Source organism: Terrabacter aeriphilus (genome assembly GCF_039542985.1).
Taxonomy (GTDB): Bacteria; Actinomycetota; Actinomycetes; order Actinomycetales; family Dermatophilaceae; genus Terrabacter; species Terrabacter aeriphilus.
Genome location: NZ_BAABIW010000024.1, coordinates 1 through 13,086 on the forward strand (window position 1 = coordinate 1; position 13,086 = coordinate 13,086).

Here is a 13,086-nt window from a genome sequence, read left to right on the forward strand (position 1 = left end):
GACGGCCTTGGTGCCGCTGATGGTGGGCGTCGGGGCGGTGAGGACGCCGGCGGCGACGGCTGCGGTGGCGGCCGACGTCTTGGACGTGCTCGCGTAGGTCGACCGCGAGCCGGTCACCCGGACGGTCATCGCCTTGCCGAGGTCGGCGGCCGCGAGGGCGTACGTCGAGCCGGTGGCTCCGGAGACGGCCACTCCCGAGCGGTACCACTGGTAGGTCAACGTGACCGGGGCAGGGCTCCACGTGGCGGCGGTGGCGGTGAGGGTGGACCCCACGCGGGCGGTGCCCGTGACGGTGGGGGTCGGCCCCGAGACCGTGCCGGCCACGACGACCGGACCGCTCGCCGCGACCTGGAGCGTGGCGTTGTTGAGGTACGCCGTCATCCGCAGGCTCGTCGTCTTGCCGAGCATGGCGCTCGTCAGGCCGAGGGGCGTCATGGCGCCCCAGTCGGTGTCGCGCTCCACGCCGCCGACGACCCACGTGTAGCTGGGCGACCAGTCACCGCTCGGGGTGATCGCGCCGTGGGAAGCCGTGAGCGTGCTGCCGACGACGCCGGTGCCCGAGACCTTGAGCGGGCTGGCGAGGGTCGCACCGGTCGTCTGGACGAAGACGCCGTTGGAGTAGGCCTTGGCGGTGCGGTAGCCGGAGAGCGTGCCCGTCACACGTGCCGTGACGTACTTGCCGACGAGGTCGCTCGTCAGGGTGAAGGTGCGCCCCGTGGCTCCCGGGATGGCCACGAGGTCGGTGCCGGCGGCGTTGGGCTTCAGCCACTCGTAGGACAGCGCCACGCCGCTCGGGCCCCAGGTGCCGGGGTCGACGGAGAGCGTGCTGCCGACTCCCGAGCCGCCACTGACGAACGGGTCGCGGACGGTGAGGCCCTTGCCGGCGACCGGCAGGACCATGGTCAGCGAGCGCTTGCTGGGGGTCGAGAAGGTGAGGTTGGTCGCCGTCTCGAGGGTGGCCGCACCGTTCCAGCACTGGTCCTGGTAGCGGGTCGCGGGCGTCCAGTCCTGGTACCACGTGTCGTAGACGCAGACGCGGTACTTCTTGCCGAGCTCGGTGTGCTCCGAGAACGTGCCGTCGGGGCCGGTGAGGAGCGGGCCGTACTGCCGTCCGAGCCAGTCCTTCTCGACCGGGCGGTACTCGTAGAGGTTCCAGTTGATGTTCTGCAGCGGCTTGCCCGCGGAGTCGGTGACCTTGACGACGACGCCGGTCCAGGGGTCGAGCACGAACCTGACGCCGGTGACGGCGGTGCCGGCGGGCACCGACCAGTCGACGTAGTCAGGGCTGCTGGCCGTGCCGTTCCACCACTCGTCCTCGTAGAGCTGCTGGCCCGAGGTGTCCCGCGCGCCGAGGTTGCTCGGCCCGGCCTCGACGCCGGTCAGGGTGAAGGCGCCCGTGGCGTTGGGAACGACCGTGATCGACTGGCCTCCACTGGAGGGCGTGACGCTCACCTCGGCGGCGGTGACCGGCTTCCCCGCGGTGTCGGTCACGGTGCCCGAGATGCTCGAGCGCCGGTCGAGGCGGATGTTGGCGACGGCGGCCGTCGTGCCGGCGGTCACGGGGACGGCGTCCTCGTAGGAGCCCCGGTCCGCGTACCACTCGACGCCCCACTCGTCGCCGCAGGCCATGAAGTCCCAGCAGCCGGCCTGGATGCGGTACGGCCCGGGGGAGGAGAACGTGCCCGAGTACGTGCCGTCGGCGTTCACCGTCACGGTGCCGACGTCGTCGTAGTTCTCGTCGTAGAACGCGACCGAGGCGTCGACCCCGACGACCGTCTTGTCGGCCGCCAGCCCGGTGATGCGGCCGGTGATCGTGTAGGTGGCGGCGCTCGCGGCCGGGGCCGTGAGCGGGAGCAGGCCGAGGGTGACGGCGGCGGTGGCGAGCAGGCTCAGGGCACGGCGCGCTCCTCGGCGCGTCCTCGTCCCCTGAGCCCGGCCGACCGCAGGGCGGTGGCTGAGCACGATTTCTCCCGAAGAGTCCGGCGCCAGCCGGTGGTCGGTGGCGTCCGGGGCCCACGCTAGCGCCCCGGACACCACCGATGGGTGCTATGCCGGATTTGCGACCTCGGTCTAGATCTCCTCGAGGAGCGCGGCACGCAGCGTGTCGAGGCCGACGCCGCCGATGTCGAGCGCGCGGCGGTGGAACGCCTTGAGGTCGAAGCCGTCGCCCTCGCGACGCTTCACCTCGTCGCGCAGCTGCAGCCAGAGCCGCTCGCCGATCTTGTAGCTCGGGGCCTGGCCCGGCCAGCCGAGGTAGCGGTTGAGCTCGAAGCGCAGCACCTTCTCGTCCATGAACCCGTAGCGGGTGAGGTAGGTCCAGGCCTTGTCGTAGTCCCACGCGCCGCCGCCGACCTCCTCCGGGGCGTCGAAGCCGCAGTGCACGCCGATGTCGATGACGACGCGGGCGGCCCGGAGCGACTGTCCCGCAAGCCAACCCATGCGGTTGCCCGGGTCGTCCATGTAGCCGAGCTCGGCCATGAGCCGCTCGGCGTAGAGCGCCCAGCCCTCGCCGTGCCCGGAGGTCCAGGCCTCGAGCCGGCGCCAGCGGTTGAGCAGCTCGGAGCGGTAGACCGTCTGGGCGACCTGGAGGTGGTGGCCCGGGACGCCCTCGTGGTAGACGGTCGACAGCTCGTTCCAGGTGCGGAACTCGGTGTTGCCCTTCGGCACCGACCACCACATCCGGCCCGGGCGGCTGAAGTCGTCGGACGGCCCCGTGTAGTAGATGCCGCCCGTCTGCGTCGGCGCGATCATGCACTCGATGCGCTGCACCGGTCCGGGGATGTCGAAGTGCACGTCCTTGAGGTCGGCGATGACCTCGTCGGCGCGCTCCTGCATCCAGGCCTTGAGGGCGTCGGTGCCGTGCAGCTGGTAGCGCTCGTCGGCGTCGAGGATCTCGACGCCCCGCTGCACGCTCGCGCCGGCCTCCAGGCCCTCGGCGATCTGCGACATCTGGGCGTGCAGGTCGGCGACCTCCTGCTGCCCCCAGCGGTAGGTCTCCTCGAGGTCGACGGCCGCGCCGAGGAAGTAGCGCGACTCGAGGCGGTAGCGCTCGATGCCGCAGGCGTCCGCCTCCGGGGCGTGCGGCAGCAGCTCGCGCTCGAGCCAGTCGGCCATCTCGCCGTATGCCGTGGCCGCCGTCCGCGCGGCCGCGGCCAGCTGCTCCCCGACCTCGCCGGCGAGGGGGGCGTCTCCCACGGTCGCGTTCGCCACGAGGTTGGCGAAGTAGCCGTCGTCGGTGACGAGCTCGCGGGACTGTTCCGCGCAGGCCTCGACCTGGCGGCGCGGCGACACCTGGCCGCGGTCGCGGGCCAGCAGGAGCGACTCCCGGTAGCCCTCGAGCGCGGCCGGGATCTTGCCCATGCGGGTGGCGAACGTGCGCCAGTGCTCCTCGGTGTCCTGCGGCATCAGGTCGAACACGTCGCGCACCGCCTGGAGCGGCGACGCGAGGACGTTGAGCGACATCTCGTCGAGGCCCGCGGCGTAGCGGTCCTCGGACAGCTGGAGGCGCTCGGTCATCGCGTCGACGGTGACGCGGTCGACGTCGTCGCTCGAGGTCGCGCCCGCGAGGGCCGCGAGCGTGCGACGCCGCAGCTCCGACGCGGCGGCGTTGCCGGCGGGCGAGAGGTCGTCGAGGTCCTCCTCGCCGCCGGGCACGCCGAGGAAGGTCGCGTTGATCGGGCTGAGGGCGACGGCGGCTTCGAAGTGGGACTCCGCGATGCGGTCGACATCGGTCTGGGGGCGCGCGTCGGGCGCGGTGGTGTCAGTCACCCGCCGAACGTATCCCACGGCCCGCCCGTGGTGGCCAGTCGATATCCGGGGTCACCACGGACCGGACTGCGCTCGTCCGGCCACGGGACCCCTGGGTCAGCGCGGCAGCCCGCTGGCGCGCCACCCGCCCGAGCGGGCGGGTCCGAGCAGGCGCCACGACGGGTCGGACCACGCCGACGTGCGGTGCTCGGGCGCCCCCTCCGGCTCGCCCCCGAGCGCGGAGAGCACGGTGACGAGCGCTGCCACCTCCTCGGCGGTGGCGGCACCGGTCACGCGGATCGAGGGCACGGCGCCCTCCGGGGTCGGCTGCGCGCTCACAGCGGGATGTTCCCGTGCTTCTTGGGCGGCAGCGTCTCGCGCTTGTTGCGCAGCGCGCGCAGGGCCCGAGTGACGTTCATCCGCGTGTTCGAGGGGCTGATCACCGTGTCGACGTAGCCGCGCTCGGCCGCGATGTAGGGGTTCGCGAGCGTCTCCTCGTAGTGCGCGACGAGCTCGGCGCGGCGCGCGTCGACGTCGCCGCCGGACTCGGCGACCTGCGCGAGCTCCTTGCGGTAGAGGATGTTGACCGCGCCCTGCGCGCCCATGACGGCGATCTGGCCGGTCGGCCACGACAGGTTGATGTCGGCCCCGAGGTGCTTGCTGCCCATGACGTCGTACGCGCCGCCGTAGGCCTTGCGGGTGATGACGGTGATCTTCGGGACGGTCGCCTCGGCGTACGCGTAGATGAGCTTCGCGCCGCGGCGGATGATGCCGTCCCACTCCTGCCCGGTGCCGGGCAGAAAGCCCGGCACGTCGACGAGGGTCAGCACCGGCACGTTGAAGCAGTCGCAGGTGCGCACGAAGCGGGCGGCCTTCTCCGACGCGTCGATGTCGAGGCAGCCGGCGAGCTGGGTCGGCTGGTTGGCGACGACCCCGACGGACATGCCGTCGACGCGCGCGAAGCCGGTGATGATGTTCGGCGCGAAGAGGGGCTGCACCTCGAGGAACTCGCCGTCGTCGACGACGTGCTCGATGACGTGCTTCATGTCGTAGGGCACGTTGGGCGAGTCCGGGATGCACGTGTCGAGCCACAGGTCGTCGTCGGTGACGGTGAGGTCGCCGTCCTGGTCGCCGTAGGCCGGCGGCGTCTCGAGGTTGTTGCTCGGCAGGTAGGAGAGCAGCGCCTTGACGTAGTCGATGGCGTCCTGCTCGTCGGTGCCCATGTAGTGCGCGACGCCCGACTTGCTGTTGTGGGTCTGCGCGCCGCCCAGCTCCTCGAAGCCGACGTCCTCGCCCGTCACGGTCTTGATGACGTCGGGACCGGTGATGAACATGTGCGAGGTCTGGTCGACCATGACGGTGAAGTCGGTGATGGCCGGGGAGTAGACGGCGCCGCCCGCGCACGGCCCCATGACGAGCGAGATCTGCGGCACGACGCCCGAGGCGCGCACGTTGCGGAAGAAGATCTCGCCGTAGAGCCCGAGCGAGACGACACCCTCCTGGATGCGGGCGCCGCCCGAGTCGTTGAGCCCGATGACGGGGCAGCCGATCTTCATGGCGAAGTCCATGACCTTGACGATCTTCTCGCCGAAGACCTCGCCGAGCGAGCCGCCGAAGACGGTGAAGTCCTGCGCGAAGACGGCGACCTGGCGCCCGTCGACCATGCCGTAGCCGGTGACGACGCCGTCGCCGTAGGGGCGGTTCGTCTCCTGCCCGAAGTTGTTGCTCCGGTGCCGGGCGTACTTGTCCATCTCGATGAACGTGCCCTCGTCGAGCAGCATCTCGATGCGCTCGCGGGCGGTCTTCTTGCCACGCGCGTGCTGCTTCTCGACGGCCCGCTCGGACCCGGCGTTGGCCACCTCCGCGACCCGCCGCTTGAGGTCCGCGAGCTTGCCCGCGGTCGTGGTGAGGTCGGGTCCGGCGCTCTCGGCCGGCGGGCTGGACGACTGCTGCGCCACGGCGTTCTCGGTTGCCATGCTCGGCACTCTAGCCTTGTGGACGTGCGCGATTCGCTCGACTCGGAGACTGTCGGTGCGGCCTTGGTCACGTCCGACCGGCCGTGGCGCGGGGTCGAGTTCCACCCTGCCCTCGGCTCGACCAACACGCGGCTGCGTGACCTCCTCACCGGGGCCGCGACGCCGACGGGGCCGTATGCCGTCAGCGCGGCCGAGCGGGCCGCCGACGGTGCCGCCGGTGGTGCCGCCGGCGGTGCCGCCGGTGGTGCGCCCGGCCTCTGGTGGGTTGTTCTCACCGACCACCAGACCGGCGGCCGTGGGCGCCTCGGCCGCGCCTGGACGGTGCCCGACCGCGCCTCGCTCGCCGTCAGCGTCGCCGTTCCCGTCACCGACGCGGCCCACGTCGGCTGGATGCCGCTCCTCGCCGGGCTCGCCCTCACCCGGGCGGTGCGCGAGGTGACGCGAGCCGCCGGCCGGGAGCTGACGGCGCGCCTCAAGTGGCCCAACGACGTGCTGCTCGCCGATGACGGCGACCGCAAGCTGAGCGGCATCCTCTGCGAGCTCGTGACGACCGGCGCCGGCACCCCCCGTGCAGCGCAGGTCGTCGTCGTCGGCACCGGCGTCAACGTCGACCAGACGCGCGCGGAGCTGCCCGTGCCGACCGCCACGTCGCTCGCCCTGGCCGGCGCGGACGTGCGCCGCGAGGAGCTCGTCGTCGCCTACCTCGACCACCTCGCCGCCCTCCTCGCGCCCGCAGGCGCTGCCGACGACGACCTCGCGACCGCGCGCGACGCGTACCGCGCGGCCTGCGCGACGATCGGGGCGCAGGTGCAGGTCCACCTGCCCCAGGGCGGCCTCGTGTCGGGAACCGCGGTCGCCGTCGACGACCACGGCTCGCTCGTCGTGCGCACCCCCGGCGGCAGCCGCACCTTCGCCGCGGGCGACGTCGTCCACGTGCGGCCGCCCGGAGCCGGGCTGGCATGATCGGCGCATGACCGAGCCGGGCAGCACGGGCGGCAGCACGGGCGGCAGCCCGGGCGCCGAGCCCGTCGGCGAGCCCGTCATCGAGCCCGTCATCGAGCCCGTCATCGAGCCCGGCGGCGCACGAGCGAGCGAGGACTTCACCGAGCAGCTGCTCGGGCGCCCGCTCGAGCTGCGCCGCCGCGACGTCAGCCGTGCGGCCGAGGTCTCGCTCCTGTCGGCGCGCAAGTTCTGGCACGCCCTCGGCTTCCCGGTCGTGGACACCGACGACGAGCTCTTCACCGAGGCCGACCAGAAGGCGCTCGCGGCCGTCGCCGGCATCGTGCGCGACGGCCTGCTCGACGAGACGACCGCCCTGGCCATGACCCGGGCCTTCGCCCGCTCGGCCGACCGCCTCGCCGGGTGGCAGTCGCAGCTCATCGCCGAGGCCGTCGAGACGCACATGACCGCCGCGCTCGCCGACGAGGGCGACGACGACGCGCACGAGTCGCGCTCGGTGCCCGGCATCGAGACGGCCGCCGAGACCGCCCGCCGGCTCGCCGTGCTCACCGACCGGCTCGAGCCCCTCCTCGTCTACGCCTGGCGCCGGCACCTGTCGGCGACGGTGGCGCGCATGCTCGCCGACGCCGACCCGGAGTCGTACGGCCTGACGAAGATGCGCTCCGTGGGCTTCGCCGACCTCGTCAACTTCACCGCCCTCGTGCGGCGGATGTCGGAGCGCGACCTCGCCCGGCTCGTGTCGCGCTTCGAGGCGCTGTCGGCCGACGTCATCACCGCGCACGGCGGCCGCCTCATCAAGACGGTGGGCGACGAGGTGCTCTTCACGACGGTCGGGGCCGCGCCCGCCGCCGCCATCGCCCTCGACCTCGTCGAGACGATGACCCACGACGACGTGCTGCCCGACGTGCGCTGCGGCATGGCCCGCGGCCCGATCATCTCCCGCCTCGGCGACGTCTTCGGCACCACGGTCAACCGGGCCTCCCGGCTCACCGCCGTGGCCGGAGCCGGCACCGTGCTCGTCGACGCGACGATGGCGCGCGAGCTCGCGAGCCTCTCCGGCTTCGAGCTGACCGGCCAGCGCCGCCGCATCCTGCGCGGCGTCGGCCCCGTGACCCCGTCGCTGCTGCGCCGCGCGACCTCGGCCGCGCGCCGCTCCGTCACCGCGCAGCCGACCCGACCCGCCACCCCCACCCCGACCCACCCAGCGCCTCGCCACCGCGACGCGTGAGCCCCGAAGGAGCCGCCCGTATGCCGTCAGCGCCGACGCCGTCGTCCGTGCCGTCACCCGCCCCCGCCGACGCCGCCCCGCAGGGGGGTCTCGTGCGGGTCGAGCGGTTCGACGCCACCGAGCACCCGGCCCTCGCCCACGTCGCCGAGATCGTGCTCGACCGGCCGGCCGCCATGAACGCCGTCTCGACGGCCATGGCGCGCGACATCGCGGCCGCGACGACCGCGGTCGCCGCCGACCCGTCGGTGCGTTGCGTGGTGCTCAGCTCGAGCCACGACCGGGCCTTCTGCGTGGGCGCCGACCTCAAGGAGCGCAACGCCTTCTCGGACGCCGACCTCATGGAGCAGCGCCCGGTCGCGCGGGCGGCCTACGGCGGGGTGCTGGGGCTCCCGGTGCCGGTGGTGGCGGCCGTCGACGGCTTCGCCCTCGGCGGCGGCTTCGAGCTCGCGCTCTCGTGCGACCTCATCGTCGCGGGGGAGGGGGCCCTCGTCGGGCTGCCCGAGGTGAGCGTCGGCGTCATCCCCGGCGGCGGCGGCACCCAGCTGCTCGTGCGCCGGGTCGGCTGGTCGCGTGCGGCCCGCGCGGTGTTCACGGCCGCCCGGTTCACCGCGGCCGAGGCCCTCGAGCTCGGTGCCGTCGACGAGGTCGTGCCGGCCGGCACCGCCCGCGACCGGGCGCTCGAGCTGGCCCGGACGATCGCCGCGCACTCGCCCGTGGGGCTGCGCAACGCCAAGCGTGCCCTGCGGCTCGGCGCCGACGTCGACCTCGCGGCGGGCCTCGAGATCGAGGACGCCTGCTGGCGGGCCACGGCGTTCTCGGGAGACCGGCGCGAGGGGGTCGCGGCCTTCGCCGAGAAGCGCACGCCGGTCTGGCCCGGACGCTGAGGCCCCGCGGCGGCGCGTGTTGCGTCGTGTCGCGCGGGGGTCGGGGTGCAGATCGGTCCGATGTGGATAGGCTCTCGACGGTCGGTGCCTCCCGCCGACTCATGACGAGGACGGTGACATGACGCGAGTGCTCCTGGCGGAGGACGACCCCGCCATCTCCGAGCCGCTGGCGCGCGCGCTGCGGCGCGAGGGCTACGACGTCGACGTGCGCGAGGACGGCGAGGCCGCCATCGACGGCGCGAAGGAGAACCCGGACCTCGTGCTGCTCGACCTCGGGCTGCCGAAGATCGACGGCCTCGAGGTCTGCCGGCGCATCCGGGCCGAGGGCCGCACCATCCCCGTGCTCATCCTCACGGCCCGCGCCGACGAGGTCGACACCGTGGTCGGGCTCGACGCGGGCGCCGACGACTACGTCACGAAGCCGTTCCGCCTCGCCGAGCTGCTCGCCCGCGTGCGGGCCCTGCTGCGGCGCACGCCCACCGAGGTCGTGGCCTCCGGCGAGCTGGTCCGCATCGACTCCGACGGCCGGCGCGCCTGGTTCAAGGGCGAGGAGCTGCAGCTCACCGCCAAGGAGTTCGACCTGCTGCGCGTGCTCGTGCGCGAGCAGGGCAAGGTCGTCTCCCGCGAGCAGCTGATGCGCGAGATCTGGGACACCGCGTGGTTCGGCTCGACGAAGACGCTCGACATGCACATCTCGGTGCTGCGCCGGAAGCTCGGTGACGACGCCACCTCGCCGCAGTACATCGCGACCGTCCGCGGCGTCGGCTTCCGCTTCGAACGACCCCAGGGCGACTGACCGTGCGACGGCTGCTCGACCGGATGACGTCCGTCGTCGCGGCGGTCTGCGCCGGGCTGTTCGTCGTGCTCTCGACCGCCGTCGTGGCCTGGGTCGTGCTTCAGCGGCCCGACGCCGTGCGCGGCTGGCTGCTCACCGACCCCTCGCTCGGGGTGGCCCGGTTCGGCGCCGTCATGCTCGGCGTCGGGGTGCTCAGCGGCCTCGTCGCCTACTTCGCGACCCTCCAGACGCGCCAGCACGTCGAGCGGTCCTCGAAGGAGCTCGTCCAGCTCGCGACCCGCTTCGCCGCGGGGGAGGCCCGGCTCACGCCGCTGCGCTCCGGCATCGACGAGCTCGACCACGTCTCGGGCGTCATGACCCGCCGCGCGCACGACATGACGAAGTCGCTCGCGGCCGAGCGCGACTTCGCCGCCGACGCCTCGCACCAGCTGCGCACGCCCCTGACCGCCCTGCTCATGCGGCTCGAGGAGATCTCCGAGACCGACGACGGCGAGGTGGTCAAGGAGGAGGCGAACATCGCCATCGCCCAGGTCGAGCGGCTCACCCGCGTCGTCGACGACCTCCTCGGGCGCACCCGCGGGGCGGGCGGGCCCTCGCCGGCCGTCTCCCTCGACTCCGTCATCGCCGCGCTGCAGCGCGAGTGGCAGCCCGCCTTCGAGCAGGCCCGCCGGTCGGTGCGCGTGCGCGGCGAGCGCGGCCTCTTCGTCCGCTCGACGCCCGTGGCGCTCTCGCAGGTGCTCTCGACCCTCCTCGAGAACTCCCTCGTGCACGGCCGCGGCACCGTCGACGTCCACGCCCGCCGCTCCGGCCCCTCGGTCATCGTCGAGGTGAGCGACGAGGGCGACGGCGTGCCGGCCGCCATGGCGCCGCACATCTTCGAGCGCTCGGTGAGCAGCGGCGCGGGCGGCAGCACGGGCCTCGGCCTCGCCCTGGCCCGTGACCTCGCCGAGTCGAACGGCGGCCGCCTCGACCTCGTGCAGGCCCAGCCCGCGCGCTTCGCGCTCTTCCTCTCCGAGGGCGAGACCGACTGACGGCTGCAGGGGGCACCCTGCTCGCGGCGGTAGGGTTCCCGCGTGAGGCGCCTGCGAGAGTTCCTGTTCGTGCGCCACCGCCACAACTGGGTGCTCCTCTTCCGGTTCGCGGTGGTGGGCGCGTCGGGCGTGCTCGTCAACCTCCTGACGCTCGTCGCCGTCAAGAAGCTCGGGCCGAGCTTCGACGCGGCGCTCGTCGGGCTCCCGGGCACCGAGTTCAACGTCCGGTGGTACCACGTCTACTCGACCGTGGCCTTCGTCGTCGCCAACCTCTGGAACTTCCAGCTCAACCGCACGTGGACCTTCCGCACGGCCCGGCACGCGCGCTGGTGGCACGAGTACTGGCCCTTCCTCGCCGTCGGCCTGCTCGGCCAGGTCGTCGGGCTCGTGCTGCTGACGCTCCTCATGCACCTCGACTCCCCGGTGCACCTGCCGACGTCGGTGCTCGACGACTCGACCGGCTTCCGCACCCGCCTCTACTGGGCCCAGCTCATCGTCATCGCCGTGGTCACGCCGATCTCGTTCGTGCTCAACAAGCTGTGGACCTTCGCGGCCGTGCGCAGCCACCACCCCGACCTCGCCGACCCGAGCCACGCCCAGGCGGCCCTCACCGAGGAGGAGGCCGCGAACGCCCCGGTGCCGGACCGGCCGCGCCGCGCGACCTGAGGCCGACTACGCTTGGCCGTCGTGAGCAAGCCGAAGCGCGCCCCCGGAGGATTCCCCGTCGTCGGCGTCGTCGGAGGCGGCCAGCTCGCCCGGATGATGCAGGGCCCCGCCGTCGAGCTCGGCGTGCAGCTCTCCGTCCTGGCCGAGAGCGACACGGCCGCCGCCGCCCTCGTCGTGCCGAGCGCCCCCGTCGGTGAGCACACCGACCTCGAGGCGCTGCGGGCCTTCGCCGAGCACTGCGACGTCGTGACGTTCGACCACGAGCACGTGCCGCCGCACCTGCTCGAGGCGCTCGAGGCCGACGGGGTCGCCGTGCACCCGAGCCGCGCCGCCCTCAACTTCGCCCAGGACAAGCTCGCCATGCGCGAGCGGCTGACGGCCCTCGGCATCGCCTGCCCCCGCTGGACCCGCGCCGAGACCGCCGAGGCCGTGCAGGCCTTCGGTGACGAGGTCGGCTGGCCGATCGTCGCCAAGACCCCGCGCGGCGGCTACGACGGCAAGGGCGTCGCCGTCGCGTCGTCGGTCGACGAGCTCTCCGACTGGATCGGCCGCATCGGCGAGCCCGGCCCGCTCGAGCACGGCCTGCTGCTCGAGGAGAAGGTCGACTTCGTCCGCGAACTCGCGGTGCTGCTCGCGCGCAGCCCCTCCGGGCAGGCGGCGGTCTGGCCCGTCGTCGAGACGGTGCAGACCGACGGCGTCTGCACCGAGGTGCTCGCGCCGGCGCCGGGCCTCGACCCCGACCTCGCCTCGGTCGTCACCGAGGCCGCGCTGCGGATCGCCGGCGAGCTCGGCGTCACGGGAGTCCTCGCCGTCGAGCTCTTCGAGGTCCGCGCGTCGGGCGAGGCGGCATACGTGGTCAACGAGCTCGCCATGCGCCCGCACAACAGCGGGCACTGGTCGATGGACGGCGCCGTCACGGGGCAGTTCGAGCAGCACCTGCGCGCCGTGCTCGACCTCCCGCTCGGCGACCCGCGCCCCCGCGCGCCGTGGACCGTCATGGCGAACGTGCTCGGCGGCGACTACGAGCACCTCTACCCGGCCTACCGGCACATCATGGCCCGCGACCCCGGCGCCAAGGTGCACGTCTACGGCAAGGGCGTGCGCCCCGGCCGCAAGATCGGCCACGTCAACGTCAGCGGCGCCGACCTCGACGACGCCCGCGAGCGGGCCGGGCACGCGGCCGACTACCTCCGAGGAGTGATCACCGAATGAGCGAGTCCTCAGCTGCCGCAGGCGCTCCCGTCGTCGGCATCGTCATGGGCAGCGACAGCGACTGGCCCGTCATGCGTGAGGCCGCCCGCGCCCTCGAGGAGTTCGGCATCCCCTACGAGGCCGACGTCGTGTCGGCGCACCGGATGCCCGACGAGATGATCGCCTACGGCCAGCAGGCCGCCGGCCGGGGCCTGCGGGTGGTCGTCGCCGGTGCGGGCGGGGCGGCCCACCTGCCCGGCATGCTCGCCGCCGTGACGCCGCTGCCCGTCGTCGGGGTGCCGGTGCCCCTGAAGTACCTCGACGGCATGGACTCGCTCCTGTCGATCGTGCAGATGCCGGCCGGCGTGCCGGTCGCGACCGTGTCGATCGGCGGTGCCCGCAACGCCGGGCTGCTCGCCGCGCGCATCGTCGGCACCGGCGGCGACGCGCTCTCGCTCGACGTGCGCGAGCGGATGGCCGCCTTCCAGTCCGACCTGCGCGACCAGGCCCACGCCAAGGGAGCGGCCCTGCGCGAGCAGGTCGCCCGGGGCGTCACCGACTCCGCCTGAGCGCACACGACCCGCCTGACGGCACACGACCGCGGCGT

Annotated in this window: 12 protein-coding genes; 8 read left to right on the top strand and 4 right to left on the bottom strand. The window is 73.5% G+C overall.

Going from position 1 to position 13,086, the window contains the following annotated elements; all coding sequences use genetic code 11:
* The 4 genes from ABD979_RS16835 to ABD979_RS16850 form a co-directional block, all read right to left on the bottom strand.
* Positions 1-1,962 (bottom strand): carboxypeptidase regulatory-like domain-containing protein (locus ABD979_RS16835; protein WP_345508666.1); only part of this gene is annotated, 1,962 nt, incomplete at its 3' end.
* Positions 1,963-2,070: 108 nt separating this feature from the next.
* Positions 2,071-3,768 (bottom strand): DUF885 domain-containing protein, encoded by a 1,698-nt coding sequence (locus ABD979_RS16840; protein ID WP_345508667.1) that lies wholly within the window; start codon positions 3,766-3,768, stop codon positions 2,071-2,073.
* Positions 3,769-3,864: 96 nt separating this feature from the next.
* Positions 3,865-4,086 carry an acyl-CoA carboxylase subunit epsilon gene (locus ABD979_RS16845; RefSeq protein WP_345508668.1) on the bottom strand — a complete coding sequence of 74 codons (222 nt, stop codon included), beginning with the start codon at positions 4,084-4,086 and terminating at the stop codon, positions 3,865-3,867.
* Positions 4,083-5,723 carry an acyl-CoA carboxylase subunit beta gene (locus ABD979_RS16850; RefSeq protein WP_345508669.1) on the bottom strand — a complete coding sequence of 547 codons (1,641 nt, stop codon included), beginning with the start codon at positions 5,721-5,723 and terminating at the stop codon, positions 4,083-4,085. The genes ABD979_RS16845 and ABD979_RS16850 overlap by 4 nt, the downstream gene beginning before the upstream one ends.
* 24 nt (positions 5,724-5,747) lie before the next feature.
* Between ABD979_RS16850 and ABD979_RS16855 the strand changes: the two genes are divergently transcribed.
* The 8 genes from ABD979_RS16855 (at position 5,748) to purE (ending at position 13,048) form a co-directional block, all read left to right on the top strand.
* Complete coding sequence (locus ABD979_RS16855) at positions 5,748-6,686, top strand: biotin--[acetyl-CoA-carboxylase] ligase (protein WP_345508670.1); 939 nt, start codon at positions 5,748-5,750, stop codon at positions 6,684-6,686.
* 7 nt (positions 6,687-6,693) lie between these two features.
* Positions 6,694-7,911, top strand: coding sequence for an adenylate/guanylate cyclase domain-containing protein (locus tag ABD979_RS16860; protein ID WP_345508671.1), 1,218 nt, complete (start codon positions 6,694-6,696; stop codon positions 7,909-7,911).
* 20 nt (positions 7,912-7,931) lie between these two features.
* Positions 7,932-8,795, top strand: coding sequence for an enoyl-CoA hydratase/isomerase family protein (locus tag ABD979_RS16865; protein WP_345508672.1), 864 nt, complete (start codon positions 7,932-7,934; stop codon positions 8,793-8,795).
* Positions 8,796-8,913: 118 nt separating this feature from the next.
* Entirely contained in the window at positions 8,914-9,591 is a 678-nt protein-coding gene (locus tag ABD979_RS16870; RefSeq protein WP_345508673.1) for a response regulator transcription factor, read from the top strand.
* A 2-nt stretch (positions 9,592-9,593) separates the two neighbouring features.
* Positions 9,594-10,622, top strand: coding sequence for a sensor histidine kinase (locus tag ABD979_RS16875; RefSeq protein WP_345508674.1), 1,029 nt, complete (start codon positions 9,594-9,596; stop codon positions 10,620-10,622).
* Between the two features lie 42 nt (positions 10,623-10,664).
* Positions 10,665-11,288, top strand: coding sequence for a GtrA family protein (locus ABD979_RS16880; protein WP_345508675.1), 624 nt, complete (start codon positions 10,665-10,667; stop codon positions 11,286-11,288).
* A gap of 21 nt (positions 11,289-11,309) precedes the next feature.
* Complete coding sequence (locus tag ABD979_RS16885) at positions 11,310-12,500, top strand: 5-(carboxyamino)imidazole ribonucleotide synthase (RefSeq protein WP_345508676.1); 1,191 nt, start codon at positions 11,310-11,312, stop codon at positions 12,498-12,500.
* Positions 12,497-13,048 carry a 5-(carboxyamino)imidazole ribonucleotide mutase gene (gene purE, locus ABD979_RS16890; protein ID WP_345508677.1) on the top strand — a complete coding sequence of 184 codons (552 nt, stop codon included), beginning with the start codon at positions 12,497-12,499 and terminating at the stop codon, positions 13,046-13,048. Before ABD979_RS16885 ends, purE begins: the two co-directional genes overlap by 4 nt.
* Positions 13,049-13,086 lie beyond the last annotated feature (38 nt).

Excerpts from the sequence above, each read along its gene's own strand:
- ABD979_RS16850 (WP_345508669.1), bottom strand. The coding sequence starts at position 5,723 with ATGGCAACCGAGAACGCCGTGGCGCAGCAGTCGTCCAGCCCGCCGGCC.
- ABD979_RS16860 (WP_345508671.1), top strand. The coding sequence starts at position 6,694 with ATGACCGAGCCGGGCAGCACGGGCGGCAGCACGGGCGGCAGCCCGGGC.
- ABD979_RS16865 (WP_345508672.1), top strand. The coding sequence starts at position 7,932 with ATGCCGTCAGCGCCGACGCCGTCGTCCGTGCCGTCACCCGCCCCCGCC.
- ABD979_RS16870 (WP_345508673.1), top strand. The coding sequence starts at position 8,914 with ATGACGCGAGTGCTCCTGGCGGAGGACGACCCCGCCATCTCCGAGCCG.
- purE (WP_345508677.1), top strand. The coding sequence starts at position 12,497 with ATGAGCGAGTCCTCAGCTGCCGCAGGCGCTCCCGTCGTCGGCATCGTC.